The sequence below is a fragment of the Acidiphilium sp. PM genome (assembly GCF_000219295.1).
Lineage (GTDB): Bacteria > Pseudomonadota > Alphaproteobacteria > Acetobacterales > Acetobacteraceae > Acidiphilium > Acidiphilium multivorum.
The window spans coordinates 1-17792 of sequence record NZ_AFPR01000057.1 but is presented as its reverse complement, the minus strand read 5'-3'; the positions used below and the strand labels follow the sequence as shown (position 1 = coordinate 17792).

Sequence of the window (17792 nt, the reverse complement as noted above, 5' to 3'; positions counted from 1 at the left end):
CTTGGCGAAGCCGAAGCCGGGATCGAGCGCGATGGCGGCGGGCGCGATGCCGGCGGCAAGGGCGGCGTCGCGGGTGGCCGCGAGTTCGGCGAGGACATCGGCGACGACATCGTCATAGACCGCCTGCGCGCTCATCGTCGCCGGGGTGCCGCGCATGTGCATCAGGATGACGGGGCAGGCGGCGGCGGCGACCAGCGGCGCGGCGGCGGGATCGTGGCGGAGGCCGGAGACGTCGTTGACGATGCGAGCCCCGGCATCGAGGGCGGCGCGCATGGTGGCGGCGTTCCGCGTGTCGACCGAGACGGTCACGCCGTCCCGGGCGAGGCCGCCGATGACCGGCACGATGCGGGCGATCTCGATGTCGGGCGGCACCACGGCGGCGCCGGGGCGGGTGCTTTCGCCGCCGACATCGATGATCGCGGCGCCGGCCGCGCGCATGGCGAGCCCGGTTTCGATCAGGGCCGAGGGGCCTTGCGTCGCGCCGCCACCCGAAAAACTGTCGGGCGTGGCGTTCAGGATGCCCATGACGAGGGGCCGGGCGAGGTCGAACCCCGCCCAGCCGGATGCGGCGACGTCAGTCATGCGGGCCGATTAGCCGCAAACGCGGCTTCGGCCAAATCCGCCCTTCGATTAGCCGAGGCCAGGGATCGCCGGCGCCTGGTGGTGATGGTGCGTGGTGCTGCTCTGGGCGCCGGGCAGCGCCTGGGCCGGGCCGATGCCGTTGAGGACGGCGGAGGTGCCGGCCTGCGTTGCCTGCAGGCTGGCGAGCGTCGCCTGCAGCGTGGCGCCGAATCCGGGACGGTGCGACGACGCGATGCCGCCGGCATAGGCGATGGGCTGCGCCGCGGCGGCGAGATTGTGGATGATCATGCGCGAACTCCTTTCGTGGCCGGGTGCGCGGCCGGCGGGACTGCGCCCGTCCGCCCGAAGCCCTCGACGGATGTGGATGCATCTCGCGTGCCAGATTTCCCGGCGGTGTTCCGGCGCGAATGCGGGATGGACGCCGTCCGCGGACGGCAGATTTTGCCGGACCGGCATATATTGCCGGGCAGAAACGGCCCGCCATATCCGTTACATGACAGCATTGCCGACGCCGATCGACCTGCTGAACCGCGCGGTGCCGCGTTTCGGCACGGTCACGACACGGGATGTCGCGTTCGGCGACGGGACGCGCGACCGGCTCGACATCCATCGGCCGGCCCGCGCGGGCGGCGGCCTTCTGCCCGTCGTCGTATTCTTCTATGGCGGCTCGTGGCAGACCGGCGCGCGGGGCGAATATGCGTTTCTCGGCCGCGCGCTGGCCCGGCTCGGCCTGGTCGTCGCGGTGCCCGACTACCGGCTCTACCCGGAGGTCCGCTACCCGGCGTTCATTCACGACGCGGCACGGGCGACCGCCTTCATGCTCCGCCATGCGTGGCAATTCGGCGGCGATGGCCGGGCGGTGTTCGTCGCCGGGCACTCCGCCGGGGCCTATCTCGCGATGATGCTCGCTCTGGCGGAAGGGTATCTCGGCGCCGAGGGGGTGACGCCGTCGGCGCTCGCCGGCGCCATCGGGCTCGCGGGGCCGTATGATTTCCTGCCGATGACCGGGCCGGTCTATCGCCGCATCTTCGACCGCTTCGCCGATGATCCGGTCTGTCAGCCGATCAGCCATGTGAGCCCCGCCGCCCCGCCGTCGCTGCTGATCACCGGCGCGCGGGACCGGCTGGTGGCGCCGGCCAACACCGCGGCGCTGGCGGCCCGGCTGCGCGAGGCCGGCGCGACGGTGGACACGCGGATTTACGAACGGCTCTCGCATGTCCGGCTGCTGCTCTCGGTGCTGCCGAGCTTCGGGCTGATGCCGCCGGTCTGGCGGGATATCGCCTCGTTCATCGGCCGCACCGCGGCGCCGCCGGGCGGGACGCGCGATGCCGGCGGACGGGCGCCCGATATGGCGGGGCGGCTGCATCCGGGCTAATCGTCAATCATGAATGACAACTCATCGGTCCTCTATATCGGCAGCCGCCGCTATTCCTCGTGGTCGTTGCGCGGGTGGCTGGCCGTGCGCCTTGCCGGCCTCGCGGTGGAGGAGCGGGTGATCCCGCTTGCGGGCGGGCACACGCCGGCGGTCAAGGCCGTCTCGCCCTCGGGCATGGTGCCGTTCCTCGAACACGAGGGGGCGCGGGTCTGGGACAGTCTCGCCATCATCGAGTATTGCGCCGAGATCGCGCCGCAGATCTGGCCGGCGGCGCGCATCGCCCGCGCCCATGCGCGCGCCATCGCCGCCGAGATGCATGGCGGATTCCGCGAACTCCGCCTCGCCATGCCGATGAACTGCACGCGCACGCTGGAGCCCGCCGAGCCGGCGCCGGCGGTGCGCGCCGATCTCGACCGGATCGAGGCGATCTGGGCGGAGACGCGCAAGCGCTTCGGCGCCGGCGGGCCGTTCCTGTTCGGCGCGGCGCTGACCGGGGCGGATGCGATGTATGCGCCGGTGGTCTCGCGGCTGCTGACCTACCGGCCGAAGGTCACGGCGACGACCGAAGCCTATCTCGCCGCCATTCGGGCGCATGAGCTGGTCGATGCCTGGTACCGGGATGCCGCCGCGGAGCCGGACGACTGGAAGATTGCCCGATACGAGACGTGACCATGATCCCCGACCCCGTCGTGGCGGGCGGGGCCGGCGCGACGGCGGGCGAGACGATCGACGACGTCGCCGCGGCGGCGCGCGCCTGCACGGTCTGCGCCGCGTCGTTGCCGCTGGGCCCGCGCCCGGTGTTCCGCATCTCGGCCACGGCGCGCGTGCTGATCGTCGGGCAGGCGCCGGGGACGAAGGTTCACGCGAGCGGGATTCCCTGGAACGATCCCTCGGGCGACCGGCTGCGCGACTGGCTCGGCATCGACCGGGCCACGTTCTACGACGAAAGCCGGATCGCGATCGTGCCGATGGGGCTGTGCTATCCGGGACGGCTGGCGCGCGGCGGCGACGCCCCGCCGCGGCCGGAATGCGGCAGGCTCTGGCAGGGGCGGCTGCGCGCGGCGATGCCGGCGATCCGCCTCACGCTGCTGGTCGGCAGCCACGCGATTCTCTATCATCTCGGCAAGGGGGCGATGGAGGAGCGGGTGCGGGGGTTCACAGCCTATCTGCCCTCGCGGTTTCCGCTGCCGCATCCCTCCTGGCGGACACGGGCCTGGGCGGCGCGGCGGCCCTGGTTCGAGACCGAGGTGATCCCCGCCCTGCGCGCCGCCTTCGCCGCCGCCCTCTCGGAGCAAGGAGACACGACATGATCCCCCGCCTGACCGATGCCGAACGCGCCGCCCTTGTCGACCTCTTGCCGGAATGGTCGCTGGCGAAGGACCGCGACGCGATCGAACGGCGCTTCGCCTTCGCCGATTTCTCCGAGGCCTTCGCGTTCATGACGCGGGTCGCGCTGCTCGCGGAGAAGCACGACCATCACCCGGAATGGTCGAATGTCTACAATCGCGTGACGATCCTGCTGTCGACCCATGACGCGGGGGGGCTTTCGGCGCGCGATATCCGCCTCGCGGAGGCGATCGACGGGCTGGCTTGAGCGCCGCTGTCTTTTCCGGCACGCCGCCCTCCCCTATCGTCGTGCCGCCAACAGAGGGACATTCGATGAGCACCAGCAGGACCGACGACGTTCTCGCCCATATCGACGCCCATCTCGACAGCGCGCGTGGGCGCTGGTTCGAGCTGTTGCGGATTCCCTCGATCAGCGCGCAGGGGCTGACCGAAACCTCGCCGCACCGGGCGGATTGCCTGCGCGCCGCTTCACATATGCGCGACCTGCTCGCGGGGATGGGATTCGCGGCACGGCTGTCGGAGACCAGGGGCCTGCCCGGCGTGATCGCGACGCATCACAAGGCCGGGCCGGATGCGCCGACCGTGCTGTATTACGGGCATTACGACGTGCAGCCCGCCGATCCGCTGGACCTCTGGCACAGCGATCCGTTCGACCCGCAGCTTGTGGACCATCCGGAAGGCCCGCGCGTGGTCGCCCGAGGCGCGGTGGACGACAAGGGCCAGGTGATGATGGTGCTGGAGGCGGTGCGCGCCTGGCTCGACGTGACGGGCGGCCTGCCGGTGAACCTCACCGTGCTGCTGGAGGGCGAGGAGGAGTGCGGCAGCCCCTCGCTCGCCGCCATGCTCGAGGCCGAGCGCGACGCGCTGAAGGCCGATTTCGTGCTCGTCGCCGACACCAACATGTGGGACCGGCAGACGCCGGCGATCACCACCAGCCTGCGCGGGCTCGCGGCGGTGGAGGTGCGGATTTCGGGGCCGGACCGCGACCTGCATTCCGGCCTGTTCGGCGGGCCGGCGCTCAACCCGATCCGCGCGCTGACCCGCATTCTCGGCGACCTGTTCGACGCCGACGGGCGGATCCGGATTCCGGGCTTCTATGACGGCATCCTCGATATTCCGGCGGACGTGCTCGCCTCCTGGCGGGCGACGGGGTTCGACGAGGCCGCCTGGCTCGGCGGCATCGGCCTCGCCCGGGCGAGCGGCGAGCGCGGGTTTTCGGTGCTGGAGCAGAACTGGGCGCGGCCGACCGCCGAGATCAACGGCATTTTCGGCGGCTATCAGGGCGAGGGCACCAAGACGGTGATTCCCGCCGAGGCCGGCGCCAAGCTCACCTTCCGCCTGGTGCCGGGCCAGGACCCGGCGAAGGTGGTCGAGGGATTCAAGGAATTCGTCAACGCGCGGCTGCTGCCGGATGCGAAGGCGCGTTTCGAGGTGCATGGCGCCTCGGCCGGGCTGGTCGTGCCGGTCGACCTGCCCTTCGTCCGCGCGGCGCGGGCGGCGCTGGAGCAGGAATTCGGCCGCAAGCCGGTGCTCGCCGGATGCGGCGCGTCGATTCCGGTGGTCGAGGCGTTCGAGCGGCAGCTCGGGCTGAAGACGCTGCTGGTCGGCTTCGGGCTGGACGATGACTGCATCCACAGCCCGAACGAGAAATTCGAGATGCGCTGCTTCCATCGCGGCATGCGGGCCGAGGCGCGGATGCTTGCCGCCTTCGCCGGCTGAGGCGGTGGCGTCATTCCTGGTGGCGGCCGGCCTGCGCGGGGCCGCGGGCGGGCCGTTCGACCTCGAACTCGGGCGCGGCGATGCGGTGGCGATCACCGGCCCGTCCGGGGCGGGCAAGTCCGTGCTGCTGCGGATGATCGCCGATCTCGACCCGCATGAGGGGCGGGTCGCGCTCGGCGGGGCGGACCGCGCGGCGATGCCGGCGCCGTCCTGGCGGCGGCGCGTCGCCTATCTGCCGGCCGAGCCGGGCTGGTGGCACGAGACGGCTGCCGCCCATTTCCCCGATCGCGCGGCGGCGGCGGAGATGATGCCGCAGCTTGCCCTGGCGCCGGCGCTGCTCGACCAGAAGATCCACCGGCTTTCGACCGGCGAGCGGATGCGCCTCGCGCTGATCCGCACCATCCTGCCCCGGCCCGACGTGCTGCTGCTCGACGAGCCGACCGGCGCGCTCGATCCGAAGGCGACGGTGCTGGTCGAGAAGCTGCTGGCGCTGCGGCTTGCCGCCGGCACCGCGATCGTGATGGTGACGCATGACGAGGAACAGGCCCAGCGCCTTGGCGCGCAGCGGATGCATCTCGAAGGCGGGCGGCTGAACCTCGCATGACCCCGATCGACCTGACCCCGGCGGATCTGCTGATCGCCGCCTCGCTCGTGCTGGTCGACGCGCTGGCCTCGGTGCTGCTCGGCCTCAGGCTGCACCGGCAATTGCTGGTCGCGGCGGCGCGCTGCGCCGTGCAACTCCTGCTGATCGGGTTTTTGCTCCGCTTCGTGTTCGCCGCCGAGGCGCCGCTGCTCACGCTCGGCATCATCCTGCTGATGGTCGCGATCGCCGGACGCGAGGTCGCGGCACGGCCGGAGCGGCGGCTCGCGCGCTACGGCAACCAGATCGCCGGGCTTTCGGCGGTGGCGCTGGCCACCTTCATCACCGCGGTCTTCGCGCTGGCCACCGCGATCCGCCCGGAACCGTGGTATGCGGCGCGCTATGCCATTCCGCTCGCCGGGATCATGCTCGGCAACGCGCTCAACGCCGCCTCGCTCTCGCTCGACGCGCTGCTCTCGGCGGTGACGCGCGAGCGCGCCGCGATCGAGGCGCAGCTCGCCCTCGGGGCGACGTTCCGCGACGCGATGCGCCCGCTGATCCGTGAGGCGGTGCGCCGGGGGATGCTGCCGATCGTCAACACCATGTCCGCCGCCGGGCTGGTGACGCTGCCGGGCATCATGACCGGGCAGATCCTCGCCGGGCTGTCGCCGGTTTCGGCGGTGAAATACCAGATCATGCTGATGTTCCTGCTCGCCGGGGCGACCGGCATCGCCGCCGTGGGCGCGGCCTATTTCGCGGCGCGGCGGCTGACCGACGGGCGCGAGCGGCTGCGGCTCGACCGGCTGCACTGAAACGGGGCGCGGCGGTTTCGCCGCCCTGACGGGGCGCGGCGGTTTCGCCGCGACGCGATCTCCGATAGGAAGTCCGCATGGACCGCACGACAGACACCACCGCCCTGCCCCTCATTCCGCGCGCCGCCCTGTTCGGCAATCCGCGCCGGGCGGGCGCGCAGATCAGCCCCGATGGCGGCACGATCGCCTTTCTCGCGCCGCGCAACGGGGTGATGAACCTCTTCGTCGCCCCGCGCGGGCGGATCGACGCGGCGCGGCCGCTGACCGACGAGCGGCGGCGCGGCATTCCGGGCTATGCCTGGGCGCATGACGGGCGGCATCTTCTCGTGGTCAAGGACAATGACGGGGACGAGAATTTCCATCTCCACGCCGTCGACCGCGAGACCGGGGCGATGCGCGACCTGACGCCGCACGGCCCGATCCAGGCGAGCATCGTCAAGCTCTCCCCCCGCCATCCCGGCGAGGCGGTGGTCAGCCACAACGCGCGCGACCCGCAATGGCCGGATCTCTACCGGATCGAGATCGCGACCGGGCGGTCGACGATGATCGCGGAAAATCCCGGCCTCGCCGGCTTCGATGTGGACGAGGATTTCGCCCTGCGCCTCGCCGCGCGGCTGGAGGGCGACGGCAGCCAGACGGTGCTGCGCCCGGATGGCGCCGGCGGCTGGGCGCCGTTCATGCGTTTCGCGCCGGAAGACGCGATGACCTCGGGCGTGCTCGGCCTGTTCACCGCCGATGGGCGGAGGACGCTGATGCTGAGCAGCGCCGGGCGCGATACCGCCGCGCTGTTCCGCCTCGACCTCGAGACCGGCGAGGCCACCATGCTCGCCGAGGATGCGCGGGCGGATATCGGCGAGATCATCGTTCGGCTGCACGAGAACACGCCGCTCGCCTATGGCGTGAATTACGAGCGCAACCGCTACGTGGCGCTCGATCCCGCGATCCAGCCGGATCTCGACGCGCTCGATGCCGCCGGGATCGGCGATTGGGGCATCCAGTCGCGCAGCGAGGACGACCGGTTCTGGATCGTCGGCGCCGCCTCGGACACCGCCCCAGGCGTGGCCTGGCTGTATGACCGGAAGACGCGGGCGCTGGAGAAGCTCTACGACACAAGGCCCGACCTTGCCGACGCCCCGCTCGCACCGATGCGCCCGGTGGTGATCGCCGCACGGGACGGGCTGTCCCTCGTGTCGTACCTCACCCTGCCGGCGGATGGGGGATCGGCGCCGCGGCCGCTGGTGCTGCTGGTGCATGGCGGGCCGTGGGCGCGGGATTCCTTCGGGTTCAACCCGTATCACCAGTGGCTGGCCAACCGGGGCTATGCCGTGCTGTCGGTCAATTTCCGGGCCTCGACCGGGTTCGGCAAGGCGTTCCTCAATGCCGGCGACCGCGAATGGGGCCGGGCGATGGATGACGACCTGCTCGATGCGGTGGACTGGGCGATCGGCCAGGGCATCGCCGATCCAAGCCGGATCGCCATCATGGGCGGGTCCTATGGCGGGTATGCGACGCTCGCCGCGATGACCCGGAATCCGGAGCGCTATGCCTGCGGGGTGGACATCGTCGGTCCGTCCAATCTCGAAACCCTGCTCGCGACGATTCCGCCCTATTGGGAGGCGGGGCGCAGCATCTTCACCCGCGCGCTCGGCGACCCGGCGACGCCGGAGGGCGCGGCGCTGCTGCGCGAGCGCTCGCCAGTGCACCAGGCCGCGCGCCTCGCCCGGCCGCTGCTGATCGGCCAGGGGGCGAACGACCCGCGGGTGAAGCAGGCCGAGTCCGACCAGATGGTGGCGGCGCTGAAGGCGAAGGGGATCGCGGTGACCTACGTCCTGTTCCCCGACGAGGGGCACGGTTTCGCGCGGCCGGAGAACAGCATCGCCTTCAACGCGATCACCGAGCATTTCCTCGCCGCCCATCTCGGCGGGCGGGCGGAAGCGTTGGCGGCGGAAGAGATCGGCCGGTCGACGGCGCAACTCCTCGAAGGGGCGGAGATCCTGCCATGAAGGGCATCGTCACCCGCAAGCGCGTCATGATGGCGCTGGAAATCCTGTTCAATTTCCTGCTGCCCTGGACCGTCTATCATTTCAGCAAGCCGCATATCGGCGAGATCCACGCGATCATGGCCTCGGCGGCGCCGCCGATCGTCTGGAGCCTCGTCGAGTTCGCCCGCCACCGGCGGGTCGACGCGATCTCGGTCATGGTGCTCGGCGGCATCGCGCTCTCGCTCGCCGGGTTCGCGCTCGGCGGTTCGCCCAAGCTGCTGCTGATGCGGGAATCGCTAGTCACCGGACTGATCGGCTTCATCTTCATCGTCTCGGCGCTGATCCGCCGGCCGCTGATCTATGTGCTCGCCAGCGCCAGCCTGAAGCGGCAATCGGCCGAGGACAGCGCGGAATTCGAATCCTATCGCCACCAGCCGGGCTTCCGGCGGGTGATGACGGTGATGACGATCGTCTGGGGCATCGGGCTGGTGGTGGAGACGGCCGTGCGCAGCGTGCTGGTGTTTTCGCTGCCGGTCGGCCGGTTTCTCATCGTCGGGCCGATCGTCGGCTACGTGACCATCGGGCTGCTGATGCTGTGGACCTTCCTCTATGGCCGTTCCGCGGAAAAGGCTGGACTTCTGGAAGGATGAGACCTACCTACATTTAAAATTCATGACATTACATTCATATATTGGACATGTATCAAGTCCGTATGAGTTTTAACCAAATCTTGTTTTACCGACAGACTGCGAGTGCCGGGCTTGTGACGGAACGGGGCAAAAATGCGGCGGTGGGCGACCTCGCCACGGCAATGATGTGACCGCGCGGGACGCCGGTTCCCGGCCGCGGGCTGGAGACAACCGACGGTGGCTGAGACTTCGATCCCGCTGACGCTGGCGCAGGCCGGTGCGACCGATCCGGCGCCCGAAGCGTTCATGCCCACCATGATCGCCGGTTTTGACTGGGCCGCGACACCGCTCGGCCCGATCGATACCTGGTCGGCAATCCGGCGGCGGACCGTGCAGCTGATCTGCCGCTCGGACATCGCCATCGCGACAATGTGGGGCCCCGAGGGCATCCTGATCTACAACGACGCCTGCGCCGCGCTGCTTGGCCGGCATCATCCGGGCAGCCTCGGGCAGCCGGCGGCGCAGGCGAACCCGCGCATGAAGCGCTTCATCCGCGACATTCTCGCCCGTGTCCACGCGGGCGAGACGGTGGTGCTGCACGATTACAGCCTGGTGTCCGACCGTGGCGACAGCCCCGAGCAGATCTGGCTCAGCCTGTCCTATACGCCGATTCTCGACGCCGACGGCCGGATCGACGGGGTGCACGCCGCCCTGACGGAAACGACGAACCAGGTGCGCGAGCGCGAGGAGGTCGAGACCGCGCTGCGGCAGTCGATGAAAATGGAGGCGATCGGCCAGCTGACGGGCGGCATTTCGCACGACTTCAACAATCTTCTCACCGGGATTCTTGGCAATCTCGACATGCTGGCGACGCGGATCGAGCAGGGCGACCACGCGTCCGCGATGTCCTATCTCGATGGCGCGCGCAGCGCCGCGAGCCGGGCCGCCGGCCTGACCCAGCGGCTGCTGACCTTCGCGCGCCGGCAAGCCCTGGCGCCCGCCGCCATCTCGGTGGCGACGCTGCTCGACGACCTGCACGAACTGATCGACCGGACCGTGGGGCCGGCCATCGAGGTGCAAACGCTCTACCCGCCGGATCTCCGCGCCGGCTTCTGCGATCGCAACCAGCTGGAGAACGCGCTGCTGAACCTCGCCATCAACGCACGCGACGCGATGCCGGAAGGCGGCAGGCTCACGATCGAGGCGAGCAATGCCACGCTGGTAGCACCCGCCCGCGGCCAGACGCACACGGAAGGCGACTATGTCCGGCTGACCATCACGGATACCGGCTGCGGCATGTCGGACGCCGTCAAGGACCGCGTCTTCGAGCCGTTCTTCACCACCAAGCCCGCAGGCCAGGGCACCGGGCTCGGCCTGTCGATGGTGTATGGTTTCATCAAGCAGTCGGGCGGGCACATCGAACTTGCCAGCGAGGCCGGCAGGGGCACGAAGATCAGTCTGTTCATTCCCTGCAACCAGCTTTCCGGCGCCACAGAAACATCGGACGCTCCGGCGCCGGCGCCCGACATGCGATGGGACGAAACCTCCGGCCTCATCCTCGTCGTCGATGATGAGCCGGGCCTGCGCACGCTGCTCGCCGACATGCTCCGCGAACAGGGATTTTCCGTGCGGATGGCCGCGGACGCGGAAGCCGCCCTCGCGATCCTTCGCGCGGAGCCGGATATCGATCTGCTGATCGCCGATATCGGGCTGCCCGGCGCCATGAATGGACGGCAACTGGCCCTTGCCGCGCGCGCCGACCGCCCCGAACTGCCCCTTCTTTTCGTGACCGGGCTGGACGAAACCACATCGTCCGGACCGCCGTTCGACAGCGCGCCCACCGCGATGCTGCGAAAGCCCTTCTCGTTCGGCTGCCTTCACACGCAGGTCGGCCTGTTGCTGGCCCATAGCCGGACGGCGACACCGCCCCGAAGCATGGGCTGACCGGACGCTCCTCGGGAAATCGTCGATCCGGCGGTTTCAGCCGGCGAGCGCGCGCAGGGCCCTTGCCTGATCCGGCCAGTTCGGCAGGCCGCCAGCATGTTTCCAGGCAATGGCGCCCATCTGCGCCCTCAGCGCCGGGCTGAAGACCAGGCGACGTAGCGCCTTGCCGAGCTGGGCGACGTCATCAACCGGGGCGACGATGCCGGCCCCGGTGGGCACGAGCTGGCCGGCCGCGCCGCCATCGCAGATGGCGACGGGCAAGCCGCGCGCCATCGCCTCGGCAATCGCCATGCCGAATCCCTCGAAGCGCGTCGCCAGCGCGAACATGTCCGCCTCCGACCAGGCATCATCAAGCGCGCCGCCGGTGAGCGGCCCGCGCCGTTCAACGCGCCCGGCAATGCCGAGATCGGCGGAAAGACGGTCGAGCCCCGCGGCATAATCCGGATCGCGCGGCTCTCCCGCCAGGACCAGCCGCCAGTCGAGATCGTGCAGCGTCGCAAGCGCGCGGAGCAGAATGTCGTGCCCCTTGCGGTATGTCAGGGTTCCGAGGGCCAGCAGCGTGCAGGGGCTTCCGTCGGGCGGGACCGGGCTCAATGTACGGCATGGATAGCGGTCGGTCCCGGGGACCAGCACCGTGATCCGTTCGCGGATGACGCCGAATTCGGCCGACAGCCTGTCGGCGATCGGATCGCTCGCGGCGATGACGCGGCTGAAACCGGGCAGGACCTGACGTTCGAATGCCTTGAGCGCCTGCCGACGGTCCTCCGGCGTGCCCGGCTCCAGGGCTGTCGGATGGTGGATGAGGGCAATCGCCCCGCGCGCCTGCAGCGCGGGAATCGCATCACGCGCAAATTCGAAGGCTGCACCTTCCACAATCACGAACGCCCCGGCATCCATCCGCGCAGCGAATGAGGATGCGACCGGCGCATCCAGCGCGTGAACCTCCGAACTTCCCCCCAGTTCCCCCCAGGCAGCGAGCAGGCGGCGGTGGTAGAACGATGCGCCCGTCACGGATTTGAACGGGGCTTCTGTGATCAGCACCAACTTCATGGAGCCGGGATGCCACAGGCACCCCGATCTGGCCAGAGATCGGCGGTGAGATCAGGCCCGCAGGACGAGCGCGACGGGGGCGGTCGGCCGCGCCGCGCCCTCCTGGCCATAGGGCTGCAACGGCTCACCGGCCGCGCGGCTCGTATCGAGCGCCTGCATGACCGTCTGGATCACCCGTTGCTGCGTCTCGATCGCCTGGCGCAGCAATTTCCCGTTGGCCGCCGCCGCCGCGTCCAGGCGCTGCTGCACCGCCTCGACCCGCCGGCCGTCGCGCGGTTTTCCGGCGACGCCGAGATCCAGGGCGGCCTCCAGGCGGCCGATCGCCGCGCGCTTGGCCTCGGCAAGCGCCGCGCTCACGGCAAAATCCTGAATCGAGAGGCTGCGGTTTTCCTCTTCCAGGATCGTGGCCAGGGCCTCGGCGGCTTCGATTGCACTACCCGGTGATGTGTCGTTGTTCATGAACCTGATCCTGTCGATGAGGAGGGCGCCGGAGACGCCGCGCCGTGCGACGTCGCGCCGGATGACATTTTCGCCTTCTGCTGGTCGGCCTCGAGCGCGCGTTCGATCATCGGTGCCAGGCCGAGGCCGCCCCGCGCCTCGATCGACTTCGCGATCGCGTCGATGAAGAAGGGCCGGAACGATTTCTCGACCGAGCCGCCGCCGAATGGCGCCTGCGCCGAGCCGACGGAGGAAAACATCGGCTTGAGCAGCTGGGCGATCGCCATCGCCTCGAAATGATGGGCGGCCTTCACGATTTCGGCACTGCCCAGGGTCGACTGGCCGGCCCGGGGAAGCGGCGCGGCCTGCGGCTTGGTGAGCGAATCGAGCGCCGCACCGAGAGGCAGGCCGGATACGGAGCCCACGGTCATTGCACGACCAGCCGTGCCTGCAGGGCGCCGGCCGCCTTGATCGCCTGGAGGATGCTGATCATGTCGTGCGGTGCGACACCCAGCGAATTCAGGCTCGAGACCAGTTGCTGCAGGCTGATATTGCCGTGCACGATATCCATCTTCTTCCCCCTGTCCTTCTTCACGGAAATCGAGGTCTGCGATGTCGCGACGGTGGTGCCGCCGGCGAGCGGATTGGGCTGGCTGACAACCGGGGTGTTCTTCACCGTGACGGTGATGTTCCCCTCGTCGATGGCGACGGTGCTGATCCGCACATTCGCACCCATCACGATGGTGCCCGTCGCCTCGTCGACGACGACGACCGCAGGCGTAGACGGCTGAACGCGCAGATCCTCGATCTCGGCCAGATCGCTGACGACATTGCGCCCCTTGAGATCAAGGGTGATCGTGCGCGGATCGTCCACCGTTGCAATCCCCGGACCAAGACGCTCGTCGATCACACGCGAAATGCGCATCGCGGTCGTGAAATCGGGGTTGCGGAGCTCGAGTTTCGGCGTCTTCTCGGAGGCCAGCTTGAAGCTGACCGAACGCTCGACGATGGCGCCGTTCGTGATCCGGCCGACCGTAGGCACGCCCTGCGTGAAGGATGCGTTCGCCCCCGCGGCCTGGATGGCTCCGGTGACCAGCGAACCCTGGGCGACGGCATAGACCCGGCCATCGGCGCCGAGCAGCGGGGTCACCAGCAGCGTGCCGCCGGTCAGATCCGTCGCATCGCCCATCGCCGACACCGTGACGTCGATCGTCTCGCCGCTATGGGCGAAAGCCGGCAGGTTCGCCGTGACCATGACGGCGGCGATATCCTTGGTCTGCAGGTTCTGGGCCTGGTTCTGCGTGTTCACGCCGAGCCGTTCGAGCATGCCGATGAGCGACTGGCGCGTGAAGATCGAGTTGTTCAGCGAGTCGCCGGTACCTCTGAGGCCGACGACGAGGCCGTAGCCGATCAGCTGGTTGTCTCGTATCCCCTGTATGTCGGTGATATCCTTGATCCGGACCTCGGAAAATGCCGGGCGCATGCACTGGATAAGGATGCAGACCGCCGCCCAGGCGATCAGCAGAACCGCCCGCCAGCGATGCTGGCCGCTGCAGCAGATTGCAAAGAAATTTCGGGTCATCCTGGCGCGATCATTTTGGTCACTGCACAGGACTTTCGCAGCAAAAAGTTAACAATTTGCAGCTATCAGAAATTTTGTGAGGCGGCGGCTTCGGATGGAGAGTTGAATGACGAGAGTTTCAGGGCTGCGCGGCAGCGGGCCGGTCGGCGGCATTGGCGGCAGGACCGGTCCCGCCGCTGCGGCAGGCGGCGGCTTCACGATCACGACCCAGAGCCAGCAGGCCGCCATCGCGGTCGCGCCGGTGGACATGGCCGGGCTGATCAGCCTGCAGGACGAGGACGGACCGGTCCGGCGCGACCGCGCCGCGCACAGGGCCGGCGAACAGACGCTCGGATCGCTCGCCGCGCTCCAGGCCGCGCTGCTCGGCGGCGCCCGGCCGGATCTCGACACGCTGCGCCAGATGATCGAGAACATGCCCCGTCCCGCCGATCCGGCGCTGCAGACCGTCATCGGCGCCATCAGGCTGCGCGCGAGAGTGGAACTCGCCCGCCACGAAAGGTTGTGACCATACGGTGAATTGCTCCCTTCGTGGCCTTGGCGTCCGATTGCCGCGCGGCTATAAGCCGGCCACCTGCGGCCTCTCATCGACTGGATCAGAGGCTCGTGCGTTGGAGGAACTGACATTAATGTTAATTACTCTTGCACCGGACTATTCGCCGAGCGAGGATGAAGAGTTCATGAATCCGATGCAGGTCGAATTTTTCCGCCAGAAGCTGCTTCGCTGGCGGCACGACCTGCTGATGGAAGCCAACGGAACCCTCGCCAGCCTGTCCGAGGGCGGCATTCTCGAACCCGACATTACCGACCGGGCCAGCGTCGAAACCGACCGGGCCCTCGAATTGCGCACCCGGGACCGCGCCCGCAAGCTGATCGGCAAGATCGACCAGGCACTCGCCCGGATCGAAAACGGCACTTATGGCTATTGCGAGGAAACCGGCGAGCCGATCGGCCTGAAACGGCTGATGGCACGGCCGATCGCCACACTGTCGATCGAGGCGCAGGAACGCCACGAGCGGCAGGAGCGGATCCAGCGGGACGACTGACGGATGCTTTGAATGCCGACGCGGTGACCGCGCCGGCGTTCAACCGGGCGGAAGCCCCGCGAGAGATCGGAATTCCGCCTCGCTGAGGACGGTCACGCCGAGGCTGGCTGCTTTCGCGGCCTTGGAGCCGGCGTCCGCGCCCACCACCACGAAGTCGGTCTTCTTCGAGACGGACTCGGTCACCCTGGCCCCCAGTGCCTCCGCCCGCGCCTTGGCCTCCGGGCGGGTGAGCGACTCGAGGGTGCCGGTGAAAACGATCGTCTTGCCGGCGAGCGCCCCGCCCGCCGCCGCGACCTCGTCCTCGATGGTCAGCATCGGCACCAGGCGGTCGAGCAGGTCGCGGTTATGCGGTTCGGCGAAGAAACCGGCGAGTTCCTCGGCGATCGATGGGCCGATCCCGGAAATCGAGCCGAGTTCCAGCCGCGCGTCGGAACCGATCACGCCCGCCTCCTCCATCTGCCGCCGCCACACGGCATAGGACGAATAGTGCCGCGCCAGCAGCTTCGCGTTCTGCTCGCCGATCCGCCTTATGCCGAGCGCGTAGATGAAGCGCGCGAGGGAAATCCGGCGGCGGGCCTCGATCGCGGCGATCAGCTTGCGCGCCGAGACCTCGCCCCAGCCCTCCAGCGCCGCGATCGCGGCCTCGCGGTCGCGGAGGGCAAAAATGTCCGCCGGGCTTTCGAGCCAGCCGAGGCCGTGGAACTCCTGGACCGTCTTTTCGCCCATGCCCTCGATGTCGAAGGCGAGGCGCGAGCAGAAATGGAACAGGCGCTCGACCACCTGGGCCGGGCAGCTCAGCCCGCCAGTGCAGCGGCGCACCACCTCGCCGGCCGGGCGAATCGCCAGCGCGCCGCAGACCGGGCAGTGATCGGGGAAGACGAAGGGCACCGAGTCGGCCGGGCGGCGCTCGGGCAGGGCGCGGAGGATCTGCGGGATCACGTCGCCGGCGCGCTGGAGCTCCACGGTGTCGCCGATCCGCACATCCTTGCGGGCGATCTCGTCCTCGTTGTGCAGCGTCGCGTGGCTGACCAGCACGCCGCCGACATTCACCGGATCGAGCCGGGCGCGCGGGGTGAGCGCGCCGGTGCGGCCAACCTGGATGTCGATCCCGCGCAGGGTGGTCAGCGCCCGCTCGGCGGGGAATTTCCAGGCCACCGCCCAGCGCGGCGCGCGTCCGGCGAAGCCGAGGCGCTCCTGCAGCGCCAGATCGTCGATTTTATAGACGACGCCGTCGATATCGTAATCGAGCCCGGCGCGGCGCTCGCCGATCGAGCGCTGGAAGGGTTCCGCGCCCGCCTCGCTCACCCGCTCCGCCAGCGGGTTCACCGGGAAGCCCCAGCGGCGCAGGATCGCGAGATAGTCCCAATGGGTCTCGCCCACCGCCTGGCTCGCGGCGCCCCGCGCGTAGGCGAAGAGCGAAAGCCGGCGGGATGCGGTCACCGCGGGATCGAGCTGGCGCAGGCTGCCGGCCGCCGCGTTGCGCGGATTGGCGAACTGGCGGGCCTGCCCCTGGTTGAGGGTGATGAAATCCGTCTTGGTCATGTAGACCTCGCCGCGGATCTCGATGAAATCCGGCGCGTCGTCCGGCAGGGTTGCGGGGAGTTCGCGCAGCGTGCGGAGATTTTCGGTGACGTCCTCGCCCTCGGTGCCGTCGCCGCGCGTCGCGCCGCGCACGAAACGGCGGTTCTCGTAGGTCAGCGAGATCGACAGGCCGTCGATCTTCGGTTCGGCGACGAAGGCGAGCGGTGCCGCGCCGAGGCCGAGAAAGCGGCGGATGCTGGCGCAGAACTCGACGAAATCCGCCGGCTCGAACACATTGTCGAGCGAGAGCATGGGAAGGCGGTGGCGCACCTTGCCGAACGCGCCCGACGGGGCCGCGCCGACCTGGTCGAGTGCGGCGGCGAGATCGGGATGCGCGGCCCGCAGGGACTCGGCTTCGTGGCGCAGCGCGTCATAGGCCGCATCGTCCATGATCGGCGCATCGTCGCGATAATAGGCGGCATCGGCGGCGGCGAGCCGCTCGACCAGTTCGGCCAGCCGCGCCTTCGGGTCCGCCGGTTCCGGCACGCCGCTCGCGGGACTCGTCACGATCCGGCCATGAGGCTGCGCGCCGCGTCTCGGGCGGCGTCGGTGATGGTTTCCCCGGCGAGCATGCGGGCGATTTCCTCCTGGCGCGCGGTCGGATCGAGTCGTGTGACGGTGGTCCGCGTCCGGTCGCGGGCGCTGGCCTTGCTGACCTGGAAATGCGCATCGGCGCGGGCGGCGACCTGCGGCGAATGGGTTACCACGAGAACCTGCGTCTCGCGGGCGATCCGGGCGAGGCGTTCGCCTACCGCGGCCGCGGTGGCGCCGCCGATACCGCTGTCCACCTCGTCGAAAATCAGCGCGCCGACCGGCGATTCGCCGGCGAGCACGACGTTGAGCGCCAGCAGCAGGCGCGAGAGTTCGCCGCCGGACGCCACCTTGTCGAGCGGGCCGGGCGCGCTGCCCGGATTGGTCGCGACGAGGAAGCGCACGGCGTCCGCGCCGCGCGCGTTCCATTGCGCCTCCGGCAGGTCGGTGCGGGCGACGACGAATCGCGCGCGGTCGAGCTTGAGCGGCGCGAGTTCCCGCGCCACCGCGGCGGCCAGCCGTTCCGCCGCCGCGCCGCGGGCCTTGCTGAGGGCGGCGGCCGCCTCGCGATAGGCGGTGCGGGCGGCACGGCTCGCA

At 69.6% G+C, this 17792-nt stretch carries 19 protein-coding genes and 1 pseudogene; 12 read left to right on the top strand and 8 right to left on the bottom strand.

The window, feature by feature from the left end:
• Together folP and APM_RS02020 are read right to left on the bottom strand one after the other, a co-directional pair.
• Nucleotides 1-582 (bottom strand): dihydropteroate synthase (gene folP / locus APM_RS02025; protein ID WP_007421691.1); only part of this gene is annotated, 582 nt, incomplete at its 3' end.
• Nucleotides 583-630: 48 nt separating this feature from the next.
• Nucleotides 631-870 carry a hypothetical protein gene (locus APM_RS02020; protein WP_007421690.1) on the bottom strand — a complete coding sequence of 80 codons (240 nt, stop codon included), beginning with the start codon at nt 868-870 and terminating at the stop codon, nt 631-633.
• A gap of 205 nt (nt 871-1075) precedes the next feature.
• Here APM_RS02020 and APM_RS02015 point away from each other — a divergent pair, with 205 nt between their 5' ends.
• From APM_RS02015 to APM_RS01970, 10 genes are all read left to right on the top strand, one after another.
• On the top strand, nt 1076-1957 hold the full coding sequence (locus tag APM_RS02015) for an alpha/beta hydrolase (RefSeq protein ID WP_241763092.1): 882 nt from the start codon (nt 1076-1078) through the stop codon (nt 1955-1957).
• Nucleotides 1958-1966: 9 nt separating this feature from the next.
• On the top strand, nt 1967-2626 hold the full coding sequence (locus APM_RS02010) for a glutathione S-transferase family protein (protein WP_007421688.1): 660 nt from the start codon (nt 1967-1969) through the stop codon (nt 2624-2626).
• A 2-nt stretch (nt 2627-2628) separates the two neighbouring features.
• Nucleotides 2629-3267, top strand: a complete 639-nt coding sequence (locus tag APM_RS02005; RefSeq protein ID WP_007421686.1) for a uracil-DNA glycosylase family protein — start codon at nt 2629-2631, stop codon at nt 3265-3267.
• Nucleotides 3264-3551: a 4a-hydroxytetrahydrobiopterin dehydratase gene (locus APM_RS02000; protein WP_007421687.1), complete on the top strand. Its 288-nt coding sequence runs from the start codon at nt 3264-3266 to the stop codon at nt 3549-3551. Before APM_RS02005 ends, APM_RS02000 begins: the two co-directional genes overlap by 4 nt.
• Nucleotides 3552-3616: 65 nt before the next feature.
• Nucleotides 3617-5023, top strand: a complete 1407-nt coding sequence (locus APM_RS01995; RefSeq protein WP_007421685.1) for a dipeptidase — start codon at nt 3617-3619, stop codon at nt 5021-5023.
• A 4-nt stretch (nt 5024-5027) separates the two neighbouring features.
• The gene (locus APM_RS01990) at nt 5028-5627 is read left to right on the top strand and encodes an ATP-binding cassette domain-containing protein (protein WP_007421684.1); all 600 of its coding nucleotides are present in this window, start codon (nt 5028-5030) and stop codon (nt 5625-5627) included.
• The gene (locus APM_RS01985) at nt 5624-6415 is read left to right on the top strand and encodes an ABC transporter permease (protein WP_007421683.1); all 792 of its coding nucleotides are present in this window, start codon (nt 5624-5626) and stop codon (nt 6413-6415) included. Before APM_RS01990 ends, APM_RS01985 begins: the two co-directional genes overlap by 4 nt.
• Before the next feature lie 77 nt (nt 6416-6492).
• The gene (locus tag APM_RS01980) at nt 6493-8418 is read left to right on the top strand and encodes a S9 family peptidase (protein WP_007421682.1); all 1926 of its coding nucleotides are present in this window, start codon (nt 6493-6495) and stop codon (nt 8416-8418) included.
• Entirely contained in the window at nt 8415-9047 is a 633-nt protein-coding gene (locus APM_RS01975) for a VC0807 family protein (RefSeq protein WP_007421681.1), read from the top strand. The genes APM_RS01980 and APM_RS01975 overlap by 4 nt, the downstream gene beginning before the upstream one ends.
• A gap of 216 nt (nt 9048-9263) precedes the next feature.
• The gene (locus APM_RS01970; RefSeq protein WP_007421680.1) at nt 9264-10970 is read left to right on the top strand and encodes an ATP-binding protein; all 1707 of its coding nucleotides are present in this window, start codon (nt 9264-9266) and stop codon (nt 10968-10970) included.
• 36 nt (nt 10971-11006) lie between these two features.
• Here the strand turns inward: APM_RS01970 and APM_RS01965 are convergent, their stop codons facing one another.
• Genes APM_RS01965 through APM_RS01950 form a run of 4 tightly spaced genes read right to left on the bottom strand, consistent with a single transcriptional unit; the run spans nt 11007 to nt 14040 of the window.
• Nucleotides 11007-12020: a glycosyltransferase family 4 protein gene (locus APM_RS01965; RefSeq protein ID WP_039887553.1), complete on the bottom strand. Its 1014-nt coding sequence runs from the start codon at nt 12018-12020 to the stop codon at nt 11007-11009.
• 51 nt (nt 12021-12071) lie between these two features.
• Nucleotides 12072-12479, bottom strand: coding sequence for a hypothetical protein (locus tag APM_RS01960; protein WP_007421678.1), 408 nt, complete (start codon nt 12477-12479; stop codon nt 12072-12074).
• Nucleotides 12476-12889 carry a rod-binding protein gene (locus APM_RS01955; protein ID WP_039887552.1) on the bottom strand — a complete coding sequence of 138 codons (414 nt, stop codon included), beginning with the start codon at nt 12887-12889 and terminating at the stop codon, nt 12476-12478. Before APM_RS01955 ends, APM_RS01960 begins: the two co-directional genes overlap by 4 nt.
• The gene (locus APM_RS01950; protein WP_007421676.1) at nt 12886-14040 is read right to left on the bottom strand and encodes a flagellar basal body P-ring protein FlgI; all 1155 of its coding nucleotides are present in this window, start codon (nt 14038-14040) and stop codon (nt 12886-12888) included. Before APM_RS01950 ends, APM_RS01955 begins: the two co-directional genes overlap by 4 nt.
• A gap of 106 nt (nt 14041-14146) precedes the next feature.
• On the opposite strand from APM_RS01950, the gene APM_RS01945 reads away from it, so the two are divergent.
• Nucleotides 14147-14545: a flagellar assembly protein FliX gene (locus tag APM_RS01945; protein ID WP_011941754.1), complete on the top strand. Its 399-nt coding sequence runs from the start codon at nt 14147-14149 to the stop codon at nt 14543-14545.
• A 121-nt stretch (nt 14546-14666) separates the two neighbouring features.
• Entirely contained in the window at nt 14667-15083 is a 417-nt protein-coding gene (gene dksA, locus APM_RS01940) for an RNA polymerase-binding protein DksA (protein ID WP_007421674.1), read from the top strand.
• Nucleotides 15084-15122: 39 nt separating this feature from the next.
• Here the strand turns inward: dksA and ligA are convergent, their stop codons facing one another.
• Together ligA and APM_RS01930 are read right to left on the bottom strand one after the other, a co-directional pair.
• The gene (ligA, locus tag APM_RS01935) at nt 15123-17171 is read right to left on the bottom strand and encodes an NAD-dependent DNA ligase LigA (protein WP_007421673.1); all 2049 of its coding nucleotides are present in this window, start codon (nt 17169-17171) and stop codon (nt 15123-15125) included.
• Nucleotides 17168-17792: pseudogene (locus APM_RS01930) on the bottom strand (DNA repair protein RecN); the annotation flags it as partial. The gene ligA and the pseudogene APM_RS01930, both read right to left, overlap by 4 nt.

Bases quoted from the DNA above. Each gene is read 5' to 3' on its own strand.
- APM_RS01965 (WP_039887553.1), bottom strand. From the start codon at position 12,020: ATGAAGTTGGTGCTGATCACAGAAGCCCCGTTCAAATCCGTGACGGGC.
- APM_RS01950 (WP_007421676.1), bottom strand. From the start codon at position 14,040: ATGACCCGAAATTTCTTTGCAATCTGCTGCAGCGGCCAGCATCGCTGG.
- APM_RS01975 (WP_007421681.1), top strand. From the start codon at position 8,415: ATGAAGGGCATCGTCACCCGCAAGCGCGTCATGATGGCGCTGGAAATC.
- APM_RS02005 (WP_007421686.1), top strand. From the start codon at position 2,629: ATGATCCCCGACCCCGTCGTGGCGGGCGGGGCCGGCGCGACGGCGGGC.
- APM_RS01980 (WP_007421682.1), top strand. From the start codon at position 6,493: ATGGACCGCACGACAGACACCACCGCCCTGCCCCTCATTCCGCGCGCC.
- APM_RS02000 (WP_007421687.1), top strand. From the start codon at position 3,264: ATGATCCCCCGCCTGACCGATGCCGAACGCGCCGCCCTTGTCGACCTC.
- APM_RS01945 (WP_011941754.1), top strand. From the start codon at position 14,147: ATGACGAGAGTTTCAGGGCTGCGCGGCAGCGGGCCGGTCGGCGGCATT.
- APM_RS01960 (WP_007421678.1), bottom strand. From the start codon at position 12,479: ATGAACAACGACACATCACCGGGTAGTGCAATCGAAGCCGCCGAGGCC.
- APM_RS02010 (WP_007421688.1), top strand. From the start codon at position 1,967: ATGAATGACAACTCATCGGTCCTCTATATCGGCAGCCGCCGCTATTCC.
- APM_RS02020 (WP_007421690.1), bottom strand. From the start codon at position 870: ATGATCATCCACAATCTCGCCGCCGCGGCGCAGCCCATCGCCTATGCC.
- APM_RS01955 (WP_039887552.1), bottom strand. From the start codon at position 12,889: ATGACCGTGGGCTCCGTATCCGGCCTGCCTCTCGGTGCGGCGCTCGAT.
- APM_RS02015 (WP_241763092.1), top strand. From the start codon at position 1,076: ATGACAGCATTGCCGACGCCGATCGACCTGCTGAACCGCGCGGTGCCG.
- APM_RS01985 (WP_007421683.1), top strand. From the start codon at position 5,624: ATGACCCCGATCGACCTGACCCCGGCGGATCTGCTGATCGCCGCCTCG.
- APM_RS01995 (WP_007421685.1), top strand. From the start codon at position 3,617: ATGAGCACCAGCAGGACCGACGACGTTCTCGCCCATATCGACGCCCAT.
- dksA (WP_007421674.1), top strand. From the start codon at position 14,667: ATGTTAATTACTCTTGCACCGGACTATTCGCCGAGCGAGGATGAAGAG.